At 54.3% G+C, this 18,232-nt stretch carries 11 protein-coding genes; all 11 read left to right on the forward strand.

The window, feature by feature from the left end; all coding sequences use genetic code 11:
• Positions 1–13 precede the first annotated feature (13 nt).
• Positions 14–994 carry a lytic murein transglycosylase B gene (gene mltB / locus JL719_RS03825; protein WP_373276516.1) on the forward strand — a complete coding sequence of 327 codons (981 nt, stop codon included), beginning with the start codon at positions 14–16 and terminating at the stop codon, positions 992–994.
• A 119-nt stretch (positions 995–1,113) separates the two neighbouring features.
• Entirely contained in the window at positions 1,114–2,526 is a 1,413-nt protein-coding gene (locus tag JL719_RS03830) for an MBOAT family O-acyltransferase (protein ID WP_033156059.1), read from the forward strand.
• Positions 2,501–3,574 carry a hypothetical protein gene (locus tag JL719_RS03835; RefSeq protein ID WP_129871339.1) on the forward strand — a complete coding sequence of 358 codons (1,074 nt, stop codon included), beginning with the start codon at positions 2,501–2,503 and terminating at the stop codon, positions 3,572–3,574. The genes JL719_RS03830 and JL719_RS03835 overlap by 26 nt, the downstream gene beginning before the upstream one ends.
• A 172-nt stretch (positions 3,575–3,746) precedes the next feature.
• A complete protein-coding gene (locus tag JL719_RS03840) occupies positions 3,747–5,441 on the forward strand; it encodes an FHA domain-containing protein (RefSeq protein WP_033156061.1) in 1,695 nt (564 codons plus the stop codon).
• Between the two features lie 397 nt (positions 5,442–5,838).
• Positions 5,839–6,258, forward strand: coding sequence for a hypothetical protein (locus JL719_RS03845; RefSeq protein ID WP_033156063.1), 420 nt, complete (start codon positions 5,839–5,841; stop codon positions 6,256–6,258).
• Between the two features lie 351 nt (positions 6,259–6,609).
• The gene (locus JL719_RS03850; RefSeq protein WP_033156064.1) at positions 6,610–7,275 is read left to right on the forward strand and encodes a response regulator transcription factor; all 666 of its coding nucleotides are present in this window, start codon (positions 6,610–6,612) and stop codon (positions 7,273–7,275) included.
• A complete protein-coding gene (locus tag JL719_RS03855; protein WP_033156065.1) occupies positions 7,272–8,597 on the forward strand; it encodes an ATP-binding protein in 1,326 nt (441 codons plus the stop codon). Before JL719_RS03850 ends, JL719_RS03855 begins: the two co-directional genes overlap by 4 nt.
• Positions 8,594–9,916 carry a TolC family protein gene (locus JL719_RS03860; RefSeq protein WP_033156066.1) on the forward strand — a complete coding sequence of 441 codons (1,323 nt, stop codon included), beginning with the start codon at positions 8,594–8,596 and terminating at the stop codon, positions 9,914–9,916. Before JL719_RS03855 ends, JL719_RS03860 begins: the two co-directional genes overlap by 4 nt.
• 34 nt (positions 9,917–9,950) lie before the next feature.
• Positions 9,951–10,979, forward strand: coding sequence for an efflux RND transporter periplasmic adaptor subunit (locus JL719_RS03865; RefSeq protein ID WP_225893010.1), 1,029 nt, complete (start codon positions 9,951–9,953; stop codon positions 10,977–10,979).
• Complete coding sequence (locus JL719_RS03870) at positions 10,976–14,047, forward strand: efflux RND transporter permease subunit (RefSeq protein WP_225893013.1); 3,072 nt, start codon at positions 10,976–10,978, stop codon at positions 14,045–14,047. Before JL719_RS03865 ends, JL719_RS03870 begins: the two co-directional genes overlap by 4 nt.
• Positions 14,048–14,417: 370 nt before the next feature.
• Positions 14,418–18,101, forward strand: coding sequence for a hypothetical protein (locus tag JL719_RS03875; RefSeq protein WP_033156068.1), 3,684 nt, complete (start codon positions 14,418–14,420; stop codon positions 18,099–18,101).
• Positions 18,102–18,232 lie beyond the last annotated feature (131 nt).

Raw genomic sequence — 18,232 nt, forward strand, 5'->3', positions numbered from 1 at the left:
TTGGCTTATGAAAATGAATAAAAACCTATCAGCCTGGCTGTTGGCCGCCACCTTATTCGCTGCCGGTTCGGCATCGGCTGAAATCGCCGAAACCGACAGCTTCAAGCAATTCATCCACAACATGGTCAAGCAGCAGCATTTCAACGAAGCTGAATTGCGGAATTTGTTCAAGGCTGTGCAAATCCAGCAGCCGATTTTGGATGCGATGTCCAAACCGGCGGAAGGCAAACCCTGGTTTCAGTATCGCGAGATATTCATGACCGAGGCCCGGATCGCCGGTGGCGTGCAGTTTTGGAAGGACAACGAAGCGGCTTTGAAAGCCGTGGAAAGCCAATACGGCGTGCCGGCGGAAATCATCATTGCCATCATCGGGGTGGAAACCAAATACGGCGCGCATACCGGTAAATATCGGGTGATCGATGCGCTGGCTACCCTGGGTTTTGCCTATCCGCCGCGCAGCGAGTTCTTCCTGAAGGAACTGGAGCAATTCCTGGTGCTGGCCCGCGAAGAGCATATGGACCCACTGCAACCCATGGGTTCGTATGCAGGCGCGATGGGCTTGCCGCAATTCATGCCCAGCAGTTTTCGCGGCTACGCCAAGGATTTTGATCTGGATGGCAAACGGAATATCTGGACCAACAGCGCCGATGCGATTGCCAGCGTGGCCAATTATTTTGTACGCAACCAGTGGCAACCTGGCGGGGCCGTGGCTTACCCGGTTAGTGCACGTGGCGAAGCCTATCGGCAAGCATTGAGCAAGGGCGTCAAGCCGGATACGAATGTCGGCGAATTGCGTCGTTTAGGCGTGGATATTCCTACGCAATTAGCCGCCAGCGAAACCGTCAAACTGTTGGCTTACCAGCAACAGGTTGGCGAAGATTTATGGGTGGGCCTGCATAACTTTTATGTCATCACCCGCTATAACCACAGCCCGCTTTACGCTATGGCGGTGTATCAACTCAGCCAGGCCATTGCCGCCCGCAAGGCTTCGTAAGCGTGATTGCCATTGTTGGACTATTCTTGTCCGGCACTGGTAAATCCAAACTTGCCAGCGCGTCCATCTGACTTTACAGGGCCTATGCTGTCGGCCCTGTTTCAACTGGCAGCCGGCCTATGCAATTTGATTCGTTTTTATTTCTGATTTTTTGGCTAGTCGTTTTAGCCCTGCATTATTCGATACGCAATTGGCGAGCCCAGAAAATCGTTCTGCTAATCGCCAGTTATTTGTTCTACGCAGCCTGGAATCCGCCGTTCGTGGTGCTGTTATGGATTTCGACTACAGTAGACTTTTTTCTGGCCAAAACCATGGCGGCGGCAAAAAACCAAGAAAGACGCAAAGGCTTGCTGACGATTAGTTTGTTGGTGAATCTGGGTTTTCTGGGATTTTTTAAATATGCGGATTTCTTGAACCAAAGTTTTGCCGGTTTGCTCGGGTTGGCCGGAATAAACTATCAACCGCTGCCTTTGGGCATTGTGTTGCCGATCGGTATTTCCTTTTACACTTTCCAAACCTTGTCCTACACGCTGGACGTTTATCAACGCAAAACGCCCGCCGAAACCAGCTTTCTGGATTTTTCCTTGTTTGTGACCTTTTTTCCGCAACTGGTAGCCGGGCCAATTGTCCGCGCACCCCAGTTTCTGCCCCAGTGTAAAGCCCCGCAAAAAGCCACCAGCGAGCAATTCGTTTGGGGGCTGACGCTATTTTTATTCGGAATTTTCGCCAAAGCCATTTTGGCCGACACTGCCTTAGCGCCGGTAGTCGATCAGATTTACGCTACGCCCAGTGCGTTTTCCGCGCAGGATGTTTGGCTGGGTGTGTTGGCGTTTTCCGGGCAAATCTTTTTCGACTTTGCAGGCTACTCCTTATGCGCCATCGGTGCTGCGCTGACTTTGGGTTTTAGCCTGCCCGATAATTTTCATTGTCCTTATGGCGCGCTGGGCTTTTCGGATTTCTGGAAGCGCTGGCATATCTCGCTGTCCAGCTGGTTACGGGATTACCTGTATTTTAGTCTCGGCGGCAGCAGAGGTAAGCCCGTTAGGACCGTCTTTAATCTGGTATTGGTGATGATCTTGGGTGGGCTATGGCATGGTGCGGCCTGGACTTTTGCGGTATGGGGATGTTTGCACGGATTGTTTTTAGTGGTCGAACACGGCATCAAGCAAGTCACGTCTTATCGTCCGCTTGGGCTTGCGCCAAAACTGGTGCTGATTGTGCTGACCTTTTTGCTGGTGTCGCTGACCTGGATTCCGTTTCGTGCGCAAGGCTTCGACAACTTAGCGGCAATATTAGGGGCACTGACCAATACCACGGGCAGTAGTGAATTGGGGATGCTCAGCCGGATTGTCGTCGTGACCGTCATGGCAACAACGTTGATTTGGCATATCGCCAGCCGGGACATCAGGCTTGAACAACGATTCGACAGTTTTTCGCCCATGGTCAAAACCAGCCTCGTCGCCTTGTTGATGGTTTGTGTGGGTATTTTTTCTACGGGTGATAGTCGTGCATTCATATACTTCCAATTCTAGTGATCGTTTGCCCCAGCAAGCCCTTAAACGCAGCGTTCTGGCGGGGATGGCGATTGCCGTGCTGCTGTTGACGGTTGTCGAGCTGAGGTTACGGCAAATCGGCTTTCAGCCCACTGTGCAGGACAGCAAGGAGTTATGGGCCACCGAACGCACTAAAGCCGCGTTGCTGGGTAAGCAGGCCCTGATCCTGGTCGGCGACTCGCGCATGCAACTGGATATGGATCTGGATGTATTGGCCGCCGCAACCGGCTTAACCCCAGTGCAACTGGCGATAGACGGTTCGGAGTTCTTGCCGGTGTTGGCTGATTTGGCCGCCGATGACAGTATTACCGGTACCGTACTGGTGTCCGGCGATGTCTGGAAGTTGGTGGAAAAATCGCACACCGACCGCGCCAACGAATGGATAGATTTTTATCATCGGGAATATAAAGCCTTGGTGGCGCCCAAGCTGGAAACGCTATTGAAAAGCCGGGTGCAACAATGGTCTGCGTTATACGCCAGCGGCATGCCGGCCAGCGATTTGTTGATACGGCTGATTACGCCGGGCAAAGTCAGGCCGCTTTATCTCAGTACCAAGCCTAATCGGCAACGCGATGCCGATTATCAATTGGTCGACCAGCCGATGTTTTATATTCAAAGAGTGTTGCGCAACCTCGGGCAAACGGTCGATCTCGCTAAAGTCGCTTCGCAAGCCGATTTCGAACGGTTGGTGATTGACGCCTTGCAGCAATCGGCGCCGACCCATTACGCGCCGGAGCAGTTTTTCTACGTCAATCGCCTTACAGACCGGATTTTGGAGCGGGGTGGCAAAATCGCCTTTATCAATTTCCCGATGGCAGGGTTAATTTTCGCCATTGATGAGCATAGAAGCCCACGTGAATTCGGTTGGGATGTATTTGCCGCCCATAGCCGAGCAATAACTTTTAATTCTCAGGATTATCCGGCGTTAAACTTTGCGTTGCCGGACGGCTCGCATTTGGATATGCGAGATAAACAGGCATTTACCACACAGCTGGTTTCGGGATTAAAAGCTAAAGCGGTTTTTTGAAATCGCCTATACATAAGAGCGATTACTAACCCCGTCCTTAAATTCTTTGCGGCCGGCATTCCCAAAGCGGGAATCTATTGCCGCGATTGAAATTCCACTTGCGCGGGAGTGACGAGATTTAAGGGCCGGATAGCAAGCTTTGGCGCTGGCAATGTAACGATGAGGCAAATTGATGGAAGACGATAAAACCGTTTTCATGGGTGTCGGTCCGTTTAAAGCACCGGAAGCGGATGCTGATCGCACCGTATTGGTCAAGCCGGAAACGCTACTGGTCGAATTGCTGAATATCAGCGGACAAGTGATAGCCAATTACGTCTTCGAGAACAGTTTCAGCGTGGGGCGTGCCCAAGAGAACTCGGTGGTCGTTAACGATCAATCCATCAGCCGGCATCATTTGCAAATCAAGCGCGAAGCGGACGGCTGGTGGCTTTATGATTTAAACAGCACGCACGGCGTGTATCTGGATAAGAAAAGACTGGCCGCAAAAACCAAGTTGCATTTGCCGGTGTTGTTGGGTCTGGGCGTTTCGCCGTTTGAACTAAAAATTGCCTCCGCGAATGTAAAACCCGTTTTGCCCACGCCAAAGGACGATGCCACTTTATTTGCCGCTGCGCAAACGCCGGTTTTAAATCAACCCATAGCCCCACGACCCAAGCCGCAACAGAATTTATCTGCCGACGCCATCAAAAACCGCCTGTTGTCCGAAGAAGAATCGGCGGATATGGGCGATTACACTCGCATGGTGCGGCGGGTGATCCGCGAGGATAGAACCGTCAGAACCAAAAACTATAAAAAACTGATTTGGTCCTTGGGAATCTTGTTTGTGATAGCCGCCGGCTTGGTCACTTACCAATACCTGGCGCTGGACAATGCCCGCAAGCTGGCGATCAATATGTTTTACGACGTCAAAACCTTGGAAGTCAGTTTGTCGCAAGCCGATATTCGCTTGGCGGAAAATATCGAATCTCTGGGTAAGGCTCTGGAGGAGTTAAAGGACGAAAAATTAAAGGTCTCGAAGGAGCGCATCAAAGCCGAACAGGCCAAAATTCTGGAAGAAAAAAAACGCCTGGCCGAGGAACGGCAAAAGCTGAAATTAATGAAAGCCAAATATCAGGAGTATCTAAAGGAAATCGATTTTCTACGCCTGAGCTTTCCGACCGATGAACAATACGAACGCGAGTTAATCACGCGGGTGGTCAGAGGCTTTGGCGAAAGCGAATTGGAACTGCCTGAAGAATTTGTCACGCAAGTGCGGCAATACATCAAAAATTGGCAAGATACCGGCAGATTGCGCCTGGCTATTAAAAACATGCAAGACAACCAATACGGCCCGATGGTGCTTGAAGCTTTGGATAAGGAAGGTCTGCCCGCTTATTTTATGTATTTGCCGCTGCAGGAAAGCAATTACGACACGAAAGCGATAGGGCCGGAAACACGCTTTGGGATTGCCAAGGGTGCCTGGCAATTTTTGGCGACCACCGGACAGGAATACGGGCTGCCGCCCGGACCGCTGGCGAATGTTAGGGAGTACGACGAGCAGGACGCGCGCTTTGACTTTGCGCAGGCCACCCAGGCCGGCGCCAAGTACCTGAAATACATCTACAGCAAGCAGGCGCAGGCATCGGGCTTGTTGGTGATGGCCAGTTATAACTACGGCCATAATAAGGTACGCGGGATGGTGGAAAAAATGCCGGATAACCCGCGCGACCGCAACTTCTGGAAATTCATCCAGCAATACGAAATTCCAGTAGAAACCTATGATTACGTGTTTTACATCGTCTCGGCGGCGGTGATAGGCGAAGACCCTAAGCATTTCGGTTTCGACTTCAGCCCGCCACTGTTACAAATATCTCAGGCCGTTAATTGATAGGTCTGATTTAATTCGGTAGCTTCGATAACACTGGGTATGTTGCAGCACACAAGCTTGGGCTTGAACCTAGCGGCATATTCCGATGCGGAACGCCGGCCGTAAACTTCCGGCGTCATACAGACACTTTGTACTGGTCAGTGGCAATGCGGGGTGGTTCATCGGAGCCTTCGGAACGCTTGACGGAGACGGAAAGCTTTCCAACGTTTCCGCAATCGATGTCTATCCGTTTGCCACCCCCAAGAACTTCGGATACTGGGCTGGCGCTGGACCGGTTAATCCTTGAAGTCCAGAAATACCTTTGTTATGGCTATCAAAGCGAGCCATTACTTCGGCAATACAGCGCTTATTGGTACACCCCATTCAATTCTCTACCCACCACCACAAGGAAACAAAGATGAGTATGACGCTTTGGTTGAATATCCGTAACGGCGAAACTTACGAGAGCAACGGCGAAGATCATTCCGCTGTCTTCTACCTGCAAGAGCCACTGGATGCGTTGGCTGACAAACTCAATGTCACCCCGCTTAGCGCCTTTTATGATGATACTGACGTTCGCTATAACATGGACGAAACCGGCGAGTTTGAAGACTGCGAAGAAGGCTGGTCGGCATCAGTTGCCAATTGGTTTCCGGCCGCAGCCGTATTGTCTTCGGTATCCGTGATATTGGACCACCTGCAAACCAATCCTAACGCGCTAACGACCGCGGACGGCTGGAAGCAAGACGATGCCATTGACGAGCTTACCGATTTTAGGTCTGAGCTTGAGCGTGTCGCAGCGCAGTCAAGCACGGTCCATCTATGTATCGTCATGTGACGCCTAGCCTGGTAATCAAACGGACCTGCGCAAAAAAAAGTGCAGATCCGTTATTTCTAAGGTCGATCTAAAGGCGTCCGAATGGCCGACTAAAGCGGAAATTTGTGCCGCTGTTTGACACCATGGTATCAGTAAGGATGTGGTGGCTCTCGGGCTGGGCTCGGGCGACTTACAATCGATCAAGAACAAAGTAGACGCTGACTGATCAATTTCGACCCTAAGGCGCCATTGATCTACTCTAATCACGAACGGCCGTTATCGATACGTTCGCGAACATTCGAACGGCCTTAACTATTACTTAAATCTTGTTCATTTACACTGTTGACCATCTGAAGAATTTTTAAGGTCAACATGCGTTTGTTATTAGCGGAAGACGATCCGATGATCGGCCAGTCGATCCGGGATGGATTGCAGTTGGATGGCTTCGTGGTCGATTGGGTGCAGGACGGCGAACTAGCCAAACACGCTCTATCCAATGTGTCGGGCGAGTACGCGCTATTGTTACTCGACTTAGGGCTGCCGCGTTTAGCAGGTTTAGAATTGCTGACCCTGCTGCGCAAATCCGGCAACCCCATTCCGGTATTGATTTTAACGGCGCGCGATGCGCTGAGCGATCGAATCGCTGGACTCAATAGCGGTGCCGACGACTATTTGGTCAAGCCCTTTGCCCTGGAAGAACTGGTCGCCCGTATTCACGCGCTGATACGCCGGAGTGCCGGACGCGGTTCATCCGACATTGCATACGGTGCGTTGCGCATCAATCCGTTGAGCCACGAAGCTTGGTTGCGCGATACCCTGATTGATTTATCCGCCCGTGAGTTTGCTTTGCTCCATGCGTTGCTGGAGCAACCGGGGGCAGTGCTGTCCCGCACGCAATTGGAAGAGCGTCTCTATGGATGGGGCCAGGAAGTGGCCAGCAATGCAATCGATGTCCACCTACACAACCTGCGCCGCAAACTCGGTGCGGACATCATTTTTAATGTGCGTGGCGTTGGCTTTAAAGTGGTGAAGCCATGAACAGCTCTATCCGCAAACGGTTAACTTTTTGGTTAATGCCCGTTTTACTGCTGACCGGCACCGCGTTTGCCGTACCGACTTGGCTGAACGTGCATGAAGAAATTGACGAACTGTTCGACAAGGTATTGTTGGATGCGGCTTACGCTCTGTCTCATGCAAATTACGCGCAAGGCGTAAAACCCGATTCTAACGACCTCGCATTGCACGGTGATGGTATTGATTTGGTCAGTCAGATTCGCGATTCAGAGGGGCGAATCCTATTTCAATCCCATCCGTTCTCGCCGATTCCACAAGTTGGAAAACCGGGCTATGACACCGTTAACTGGCAAAACCAAGCGTGGCGCGTTGTTAATTTAAAAACCGATAAGGGTTTGGTTCAGGTCGCACAAGCGCTGCAAGAGCGCCGTGAAACCGCCAATGAAATCACCTTGCATGTATTGACGCCGCTGCTGATTTTACTGCCGGCATTGACCTTATGGGTTGGTTGGGCGATTGGTCGAGGTTTGGCACCGCTGGCGCAAGTCGCCGATGCCGTGGCTCATCGCAATCCTCATTCGTTAGACCCCATCCCAGACAAGGGTTTGCCCGCAGAAGTCAGCATTCTAGTCGGCGCATTGAACGGGTTACTGAACCAATTGAATCAGGCGCTATCAGCCCAGCGTCAATTCACCGCCGATGCCGCCCATGAACTGCGTAGTCCACTCACCGCACTGTCCTTGCAGGCACAACTGGCCGAGCGTGCCACTGAACCGGATCGGCGTGCCCTGGCTTTGCAAACCTTGCGGCAAGGCATAGCCCGTGCCAGTCATTTGGTGCAGCAATTACTGACCCTGGCCCGCCTCGATCCGGAAGCCGGCGATTCTCCGTTTAAACCTTTGTTCCTGGATGATCTGGCGCGGGACGTGGTCGCTGACTTTGCCCCGCTCGCCGCCAATCGCCATATCGATCTCGGCCTGTCGCGCGCGGATCACGTCAGGGTTACCGGAGCCGAAGAGGCGCTGCGGATTTTGCTCGGTAATCTGATCGATAACGCCATCCGTTATTCACCGGCCGACGCACACATTGACATCAGCGTCATCGGCGATACCAAAACGGTTAGTCTGGAAGTCAATGATACCGGCCCCGGGATTGCCTTGGATGAGCGAGATCGCGTGTTCGACCGGTTTTACCGGGTTTTGCATAGCGCCGAATCCGGCAGTGGCTTGGGCTTGGCTATCGCCAAACGGATTGCCGAGCAGCACCAGGCTGACATTACCTTGAGCGATGGGGATGGCGGCATGGGCTTGAAGGTGATCGTCACATTCCCGGAGAACCGTGCATGATGGCTTCTCTACTCAGGTATTTTCCGTTAACGATTTTGGCTTTGTCATTGTCGGCTTGCACCCCGCAAGGTTTGGGGCTAAATGACGTTGCCAACGATCTTGAACAGCGCACCGGTCAGCGTTTTGCTGAAACGCGTGCCGACGAAACCGCATGGCCGGCCAATGTAGCAATGGATGACGGCTTATCCGAAGACGAGTTGGTCAGCTTGGCGCTTTGGAACAATGCCGCCTTTCGCGCGACCTTGGCCGATTTAGGCTTGTTCCGGGCCGATCTCGTGCAAACGGGTATGCTGCCCAACCCCACCTTCTCGATGCTGGTGCCATGGGGCGCAAAACCCTTGGAACTTACTGTGCGCTATCCGTTGGAAATTTTCTGGCTACGACCACAACGGGTCGAGTTGGCCCAATTGGATGTTGAACAAACCGCTCAACGCCTGGTGCAAACCGGATTGGACTTGATTCGCGATGTTCGCATCGCCCACGCCGAATTGAGCTTGGCCAAGCGACGCGCGGAATTGGCTGAATCCGCTGTCACACTGAGTCAGGCTATCGCCGAACTCACGCAAGCCCGGTTGAAAGCCGGCGATGCTAGTGAACTCGAAGTGACCACTGCGCAGGTCGATGCCCTGCAAGCTCTGGAACAAAAAGGCCGCCTGCAACGCGATTGCGAGATTGCCGGCGAGCGCTTGCGGCATTTGGTTGGATTGAGTCTGGAGCAGTGGCCGGGAAACGTTAGTACGGAACTGTTAGCCCATGATGACCGGTTCGATACCGAAAAGCTGGTCGAACAGGCGCTACTGGCACGTCCCGATCTACGTGCTGCGCAAATCAATGTCGAAGCCGCAGGCGAACGTATTGGCCTGGCGCGCGCCGAAATCTTTAATATCACCGCCAGCCTCAACGCCAAACAAATCAATGGGCCTTTGCTGGCAGGCCCGGGCTTGGACCTGACGTTACCCATCGTCAATCAGAATCAAGGTGGCGTCGCCCAAGCCCAGGCTCGTTTTGATAAGGCCGCCAGGCAATATGTTACCACCCGACAACGGATCGCCTTGGATGTCCGCGAAGCCCATGCCCGCTTGCAACAGGCCGGCCAAAGTCTACAACAGTGGCAACAGACTATTTTGCCGCCGCTGCAAACTGCCATACAGGATGCTGAAAACGCCTATGCGGCCGGTAATGTCACTTACCTGTTCGTACTCGAAACCCAACGCCGTTGGCTGGATGCGCAATTAAAAACCGCGCAAGCCGCCGCCGACTTCCACCGCGCCCGCGCGGAACTGGAACGCAGTGTCGGCCAGCGTCTAAAGCCTGCTTGACTCATTATTTCCCGGAATTCAAGACTGGACCTATATGAACCGCGTGTCTCCAAACCACAAACGCCTGTTGTCGGCTTTAGTGCTTGTGACCGGTCACCTAATGGCTGCCGAAACCACTGCGCCGCCCGCCAAAATAGAAAATCCGGTCAAGGAAAGTAATCTGACCCAAGTCGTTTTGGCACCTGAAGCCGCCAAGCGGCTGGGCATTGTCACGATGAAGCTTGAAAAACGGCCGCTGAGGCGTACGCGCTTGTTCGGCGGCGAGATTACGCTGCCGGCCTTGAATGGTTCAGGAAAAGGTAACCAGCAATCGGTTTATACCATCCTGCCATCGCTGGCACCGGCCGAACTGGTGCGTTTGGCACAATCGCAAATCGACGCCGACGGTCAGGTGGAACAGGCCAAGGTGCAAGTGCAAGCCGCGCAAATCGCCTTGAATCGGGCCGAACAGATGCGCCGCGACAAGGTGGGCACCGAACGCTCGGTCGATGATGCGCGAATACAGCTAGGCTTGGCCGAGGCCAACCTGAAAACCGCGCACGAACGCCGCGATTTGCTGGGTCCTGCGCTGTTAGACGTCAACAACCGCAGCACGTTTTGGGTGCGGGTGCCGGTCTATGTCGATGATGTGCCGGGCTTGAATGCCACTGCCCAAGCACAGGTTGGCGGGCTGACAAATTCGTCCGAGAATGCCACCCTTCCTGCGGTACCGGTGGCGGCACCGCCTTCCGCCAATCCGGCTGCCGCCACGGTCGACTTATTCTACGAAGTCAAGAATTCGGATGCATCACTACGTCCCGGTCAGCGCGTTGGCGTGTCCGTCCCGCTGCGTAGCGAAGACGAGAATCTCGTCGTACCGTGGTCGGCGATTGTGTATGACGTAAACGGCGGAAGTTGGATTTATCAAGTACTGCAAGCCAATGTTTATCAGCGCCGGCGGGTGCAAGTGCTGCGGGTGGTTGACGATCAAGCCGCCGTGACGGGCGACATTGTGGCCGGTATCGAGCTGGTCAGTTTGGGCGTGGCCGAATTGTTCGGCACCGAATTTGGTGTCGGCAAATGATGCGCTGGCTGATTTCCGTCGCCTTACACCAACGAATATTGGTGCTGGCCTTGGCGATTGTCCTGGTGGTTTTCGGTGTACAAGCCGCCCGACTAATGCCGCTGGATGTGTTCCCCGAGTTTGCGCCGCCACTGGTGGAAATCCAGACGGAAGCGCCCGGACTATCGACCGAGGAAGTGGAGAATCTGATCACCGTGCCGCTGGAAAATGCGGTCAACGGCACGGCTTGGTTGAAAACCTTACGGTCCAAGTCGGTGCTGGGCCTGTCTTCAGTGGTCTGTATCTTTCAGGACGGTACGGATTTGATGCGAGCCAGACAATTGGTGCAGGAACGCGTCGCTACCATCACACCACGTCTACCGGCTGTGGCACGCGCACCGGTGATGCTGTCGCCGTTATCGTCGACCAGTCGGGCGTTGAAGATTGGTATTTCATCGAAAAAACTGTCGCAGATGGAATTGTCCGAATTGGCTTTATGGACCATTCGTCCCCGTTTGATGGCAGTGCCGGGTGTCGCCAACGTAGCGATTTGGGGGCAGCGCGACCGGCAGTTACAAGTGCTGGTTGATCCCGACCGGCTGGCCGCCAACGGCGTGACGCTGGATGCGGTGGTGCGTGCGGCAGGCGATGCGGCCACCGTGTCGGCTGGCGGTTTTGTCGATTTACCTAATCAACGCCTGCCGGTAACCCATGTGGCGCCGCTGCAAACAGCGGATGATCTGGCACGCACTGTGGTGCAATTCACCGGCGGTGCTCCTTTGCGCTTGGGCGATGTGGCAGAAATCGTCGAAAGCCACCCGCCGCCGATTGGCGATGCGGTGATCAACGACGGTCCGGGACTACTGCTAATTGTCGAAAAACAACCCTGGGGTAACACCTTGGATGTGACGCGCAAGGTTGAAGCGACCCTGGCGGCCTTGCAACCCGGTCTGCATGAGGTCGATATCGATCCGACCATCTTCCGTCCGGCAACCTTCATCGAACGCTCGCTGCATAATTTAAGTGATGCACTGATATTGGGTTGTGTTCTAGTCGCGGTGATTCTGATCGCCTTTTTGTTCGAGTGGCGTACCGCCGTGATCAGCCTATCGGCGATTCCGCTGTCGCTATTGGCGGCAGCTGTGGTGCTTTACCTGCGTGGTGGCACGCTCAACACCATGGTGCTGGCCGGCTTGGTGATTGCAGTTGGCGAAGTGGTGGATGACGCGATTATCGATGTCGAGAACATCATGCGCCGACTGCGCTTGAACCGGGCGGCAGTCCATCCGCTGTCGCCTTTCCGCGTCGTGTTGAAGGCCTCGTTGGAAGTGCGTAGTGCGGTCGTGTTTGCCAGTTTGATCGTGGCGCTGGTATTCGTGCCGGTATTTTTTCTGGACGGGTTGGCCGGTACTTTTTTCAGGCCGCTGGCATTTTCCTACCTGTTGGCGATTTTAGCCTCGCTGCTGGTTGCGCTGACGGTGACGCCTGCTTTGTGCCTGATACTGCTACCCCATGCCAAGCACCGCAAGGATGACGCCCCCCTGACGCGCTTGTTGAAACAATATTATCGTAAGCTGTTGCCCGTCATCGTCAGCCGTTCGCACTGGGCGGTGGGTTTTCTGTTAGTGGCATTCTTATCGACAGCCATCGCGTTACCGCGACTTGGCGAATCGTTTCTACCCAACTTCAAGGAAACCGACTTTCTGATGCACTGGGTCGAAAAGCCTGGCACCTCGCTGGAAGCCATGCGCCGTATTACGATACAGGTCAGCAAGGAACTAAGGGCGATTCCTGGTGTGCGCAATTTCGGTTCCCACATCGGCCGGGCCGAAGTTGCCGACGAAGTGGTAGGCCCGAATTTTACCGAGTTATGGATTAGTTTGGATACGGCGGTCGATTACGACAGTACCGTGGCAAAAATCCAGGCCGTCGTCGACGGTTATCCGGGACTTTACCGCGATGTACTGACCTATCTGCGCGAACGGATCAAGGAAGTGCTGACCGGTGCCAGTGCGACGGTGGTGGTGCGCTTGTACGGGCCTGACTTGGCTGTACTCCGGGATAAGGCGGCCGAAGTCAGTCAATCCATCGCCGATGTACCCGGCATCGCCAACCTGAAAGTGGAACCGCAAATAGTGGTGCCGCAAATACAGATACGGCTCAAGCCGGACGTGGCCGCCAACTTCGGCTTGACAGCCGGCCACGTGCGCCGTGCCGCCGCTACCTTAATCAAAGGCAGCAAGGTCGGCGAAATTTACCGTGAACAAAAAATCATCGATGTCACGGTTTGGGGTCATGAACGAGTGCGCCATGACCTTGCCGCACTGAAACAATTAACCATCGATACGCCATCCGGAGCACGCGTGCCGTTGGGCGATGTGGCCGACATCGAAATTGCGCCGACACCGAACGAAATCAAACGGGAGAATGCCTCGCGCCGAATCGACGTTACCTGCAATGTCAATGGCAACGATTTAGGCGGCGTGGCGCGGGAAATTGAAAGGCGCGTGAAAAACCTGACGTTTGCGCAAGGCTATCATCCGGAGTTTCTGGGCGAATATGCGGCTCGACAAGCGTCCAGCGAACGGCTAGCGTGGTTGAGTTTGGCTTCATTGCTGGGCATCCTGGTGTTATTACATGTGGATTTTCGCTCACTACGGTTGGTGTGTCTGGTGGCATTGACCTTGCCGTTCGCATTGATCGGGGGTGTTGTGGGAGCGTTTTTAAGTGGTGGCGTACTGTCGCTCGGTTCGCTGGTCGGTTTCATCACCGTGCTGGGTATCGCCGCGCGAAACGGCATCATGTTGTTGAGCCATTACCGACATCTGGAACGGGAAGAAGGGGCCGTATTCGGACCTGACTTAGCGCAGCGCGGCGCCGAAGAACGTCTGGCACCGATTCTGATGACAGCCGCTTGCGCCGGATTGGCCTTGTTGCCGCTTATTCTCAAAGGTAATGTGCCCGGCCACGAAATCGAATACCCCATGGCGGTAGTGATACTCGGCGGCTTGATGACTTCGACGCTGCTGAATCTGTTTTTGATGCCTTCCCTGTATTGCCGGTATGGCAATGTTACGGTAAAAAATTAACGGAAGTTACCCGATATTGAGTGGCAGTTAACGGGTGAAGTGCGGACCTTCAAAGAAGGGAGTTTAACGAGTCGTGAGTGACTGTTTTTGGCCGAAGTCTGTCTTCCCTCGTAAGCCAACATCAAAAGGTTAAGGCCTAATCTGTAATTCCACTAGGCGATACCCTATTGCGTCGCAGTTAGGCTTTACTGTTTCGGCACAACACCCTGTCATTAGTCCTCGGGCTAAAGAATTTGCGTTAGCCAATATCTATCGGCGGTGCCGGTCAAGCTAAAGCGGAAATTTTTGCCAAGCTGTTTTATCATGGTGTCAACAAGGATGTGTTGCTCCCGGGCTGGACTCGGGTGTTTATAACTGACAAGGATTTTCGATGCTTCCCCGCACTGTATCCATTCGGCTGTTTTCGGCCTCCGCGCGCTTCATTTTTGCTTGCCTGCTGGCAATAACTGAGCTTGGTGTGTCCCACGCCGGATTAAATGGCGCAACTAATAATCTCCCCATTAATCCTACGCCACAGCAACCGGCCTTCTTGCTTGAGTTGGGCAGCGCGCCTTCAGCACCATCTCAGCTATTACCTGGTGTCCAGATCGTGCAAGGCCAAGCGCTGCCGGAACCGCAAACCGGCGTCAGTTGGCAAGTCGAACCTGATGCCGTCAACGTGCTGCATGCCGGGTTTGGCGCATGGCCGGCGGCTTTTCGGTTCAACTTAACCCAGCCTGCCGCCGGTGATTTTAAATTTTGGGCGCGCTGGCGGCAGGGCGGCGAGCCGACTGTTTGCGTACAGATTTTTGAAGTTTGGGCGGGACCGGATGCCGGCCAGTTGGGGTTGCGCGGCAGCTTTGCGCTGAAACCCAGCGGCTGGGAATACGCCTGGATGAGCGGTGATAAGCCGGTGCCACTGAAAGCCGGTGATACGGTGATCGAAATTCGCAACAGCGGCAATGGTCACGATGCCAAAGTGTTCGATGCGTTTTTGTTGGCGTCGCCGTGGGCGGCGTTGCCCTGGGAGGGGCGAGCGGATCAACCGGCAGTATTGTTGGAATTAGGCAAGGCGCCAATCTTGGCGGCGTTGCCCAAGCCGCGCTATCTCGACGTTGCGACTGGCAGCGCCACGGCGGGCCGCAATACCGGCGCACTGGTCATTGAACCGGATGAAGCATTATTGTTTCATCAAGGGTTTGGCGATTGGGGCGGTAGTTTTCGTTTTGCATTGCCGGCAGCCCTTAAGCCCGGGGAATATCGATTGCTGGCCCGCTATAAAAGCGGCGGCGAAGTGTCTCAGGTCAAACAACGCTTTATCGTCAAGGCCGGTGCAAAACCTGAAGAACTGGCGACTCGCACCGAGTTTGCCCTTACTAACAACACCCCGTGGGAATACCAATGGTTGCAGGCATCTGCCGGCGTGACATTGTTGCCTGGCGACCGTTGGCTGGACATTGAAAATAGCGGCAAGGCCGACGGTGCCAAAGTTTTCGACGCATTTTTATTGATACTTAATAAGCCGGTCGGCGAGTGGATGTCCGCCGAGCAAGCGCAGGTCAGAAATCGTTTCCTGGCGTTGACTAAACCTGCCGCGGCCGGCCCACGCCGCCTGTATCTGTTGGATGGCAAGGGCGAACATGCCGAGATGTTGTTTCGCGGTTTGGCTGCGGATGCGGCGCGACCGGTCTACGAAAATTTGCCGGTTACTTATTTGCTCGGCCCCGAAGCCGAAGCGATGGCCGGGCAATTAAACATCAAGACTCTGCCCGCCGCAGTAATCGCCGACGACCATTTCACAGTGCTCGGTGTATTGACTCAGCCCGTCGCAGCAACGGATGTGCTCAAATTTCTGGCTGAACCAGGCAAATTCGGCACTATGCCGATACCCGCCCAAGTGAATCCCCTGCCGCCGACACCGTTGCAAAACGGTGTGCCAATGGCTTGGCTGGTCGGAGGTTTGCAAGACGGCCAAGCCGGCGTATCGGTGTTTGGCCTGGACACGGAAACTATCTTACGGCCCAATCCTGAGCAAGCCTATCTGAGCCTGGAAATGATGGGCGGCAAAATGCGCGATTGGCGCATCGCGCCAACCCAAGCCAACGGTGACGCCGACATTGAAGCCAACACTGCACATGCCTACGGTTGGTCGCGCGGTACTGGCTATGCGCAGCTTTACATTCATGCCCAGCAAGCAACGCCAACGCTGTTGCATCTAAGGCAATCCGGTATCAAATCCGCCGGCTGGCTGGATGGTCAATCTATTACGTTTACCGATGATCCAAACCCACCCGGCGGATTTGCCAAAACTATGGGTACTCAAGTCAAAACGCTATTGCATGGCTTGACCACCGAAGGCTTGCTGGCCACCGCCAGCGCCGAGCGCATGCAATCGCCGCAAGTGGCGACGCTAAACCTGACTCCTGGCTGGCATAGCCTGCTGCTGAAACTGGTAATGCAACATGAGCAAGGACAGCGCTTTTATATCTCCGGGGCATTCACCGATCCGGCCGGACAGACATCGGCAGGCTTGACAACCCAAGTTAGCGATCCCGATGCCGATCTGGCCTTACAACGGATTGCCTCAAAGTTAAGGCCCACATTATTCGTTGATGCGCCTGCCAACCTGCTGCACCCAGGGGATGCGCTGAAGTTAAAAGTGGATTTACGCTGGCAGCCGATTTTGGAAGAAACGACTTTAGCGGCGCCACTACTGCGCTTCCCGGCAAAATGCCGTCTGCGCCTAGTAGATTACAGTGGCAAACAAATCGCCGAACGGGAAGTCAACGATACTTTTCCCGGTCAGATTGAAGCTGATTTTGGCAAGCTTCTTGAGCCGGGTTATTACGCGGTCTATCCGTCCTTGTATACGACCGACGGCCGCTTGATCATGCATTATCCGGCCGACGGTTTTAGTGTGGTCGGCGGCAATGCCGCCCAAAAGCAACGGCTGGCGCAAAAGAAACTCTGGAACAACGATTACTACGCGCTGGCCGACGGGGACAAAAGTTTCAAGCAATCTGGCGGCTATTTCGCCTGGTTGGAACGGATGGGGATTTTCAGAAGCTACGGCAGCTATCCGGGTTTTGCTCCCGACTATAAGCCGCTGTGGGAACAAGCCAAACAGCGCGGCTTGCAGGTATTTGCCGATTCCTCAGGTGACAGCAATTGGTTGAACGACAAGCCTAACGACGGCCAAAGCTTTATCCATTCGGCGGCGGCTTACACTCGCTATTTTAAAGCCACAAACGAAATAGACATCCGCCATGAAGCCGATTGGCAAGCGCTGCGCGAGCCGGCGCATTGGGTCGAACGAACGAAATGGGAATATCAACAAGCCCATCAAGCCCGCAGCGATGCGCATTATGTCGGCGGCAGCTTGGTCAGGCCGGGCGAGGGCGATTGGTTTAAACAGGTATTGCAATTGGGTTTGGATAACTACCACGACGCTTGGGACGTGCACGCCTATCCGCAGCAGCCGCCGCGTTTTGGCGGGCCGATTAGTAATGGTGCCAACGAAGATGAGCGGGGCGTGTTGGCAAGCTATGCCAGCCTGGGCCGCAGCAACAAATTGCCGTTCTGGCTTGGCGAAACCGGCGCCAAGGCCATGCACGGTTTCAGCGGCCGGCGCTGGCAGGCCGAGCAGGTAGCGAAAATCATCGCCTGGGTCAACAGCCGTCCGGATTATCTGGGTGTAGCGTTTTGCATCGCCCACGAATATGACCTGACTTACGGCCGAATCTGGGACTATTCCTTAGGCCATAAGCCCGGCGAAGCGGCCATGTATACCGCCGGCGCGCTGATTGACGGCTGGCCTTATCGAGCCGTCGATACCCACGACGATAAGGTCCAGGCCGCCTATTTCGGCGAGACTTTGATGATCTGGCGGACGGATGATGCCCGCAGTGACTGGCCAATACGGCTGGACCCGAGCAAAGCCTGGGTGGCGGTGGATGTCGTCGGGCAAGCACAGGAACTGGCCGTCGATAATGTGGGCCAGGCCTTCGTCTCAATTTCCTCCAGCCCCATGTATGTATTATCGCGGGCGCATTATCTCCAGGCGATTCGCGATTGACGGATTGCGGAATGCCTGTGTTGGTGGAACGCAAAACTGTTTTTTCGAAAATTGCCAAACGATATTGCGTGCGGCATTAATGCTAAATACCTTGGTTTGGCCGCACTGCGCGGCTAGACTTGCACCATTAC

This window comes from Methylomonas sp. LW13 (assembly GCF_016865255.1).
Taxonomy (GTDB): Bacteria; Pseudomonadota; Gammaproteobacteria; order Methylococcales; family Methylomonadaceae; genus Methylomonas.

Excerpts from the sequence above, each read along its gene's own strand:
- JL719_RS03875 (WP_033156068.1), top strand. The coding sequence starts at position 14,418 with ATGCTTCCCCGCACTGTATCCATTCGGCTGTTTTCGGCCTCCGCGCGC.
- JL719_RS03870 (WP_225893013.1), top strand. The coding sequence starts at position 10,976 with ATGATGCGCTGGCTGATTTCCGTCGCCTTACACCAACGAATATTGGTG.
- JL719_RS03850 (WP_033156064.1), top strand. The coding sequence starts at position 6,610 with ATGCGTTTGTTATTAGCGGAAGACGATCCGATGATCGGCCAGTCGATC.
- JL719_RS03855 (WP_033156065.1), top strand. The coding sequence starts at position 7,272 with ATGAACAGCTCTATCCGCAAACGGTTAACTTTTTGGTTAATGCCCGTT.
- JL719_RS03845 (WP_033156063.1), top strand. The coding sequence starts at position 5,839 with ATGAGTATGACGCTTTGGTTGAATATCCGTAACGGCGAAACTTACGAG.
- JL719_RS03865 (WP_225893010.1), top strand. The coding sequence starts at position 9,951 with ATGAACCGCGTGTCTCCAAACCACAAACGCCTGTTGTCGGCTTTAGTG.
- JL719_RS03840 (WP_033156061.1), top strand. The coding sequence starts at position 3,747 with ATGGAAGACGATAAAACCGTTTTCATGGGTGTCGGTCCGTTTAAAGCA.
- JL719_RS03860 (WP_033156066.1), top strand. The coding sequence starts at position 8,594 with ATGATGGCTTCTCTACTCAGGTATTTTCCGTTAACGATTTTGGCTTTG.
- JL719_RS03830 (WP_033156059.1), top strand. The coding sequence starts at position 1,114 with ATGCAATTTGATTCGTTTTTATTTCTGATTTTTTGGCTAGTCGTTTTA.
- mltB (WP_373276516.1), top strand. The coding sequence starts at position 14 with ATGAATAAAAACCTATCAGCCTGGCTGTTGGCCGCCACCTTATTCGCT.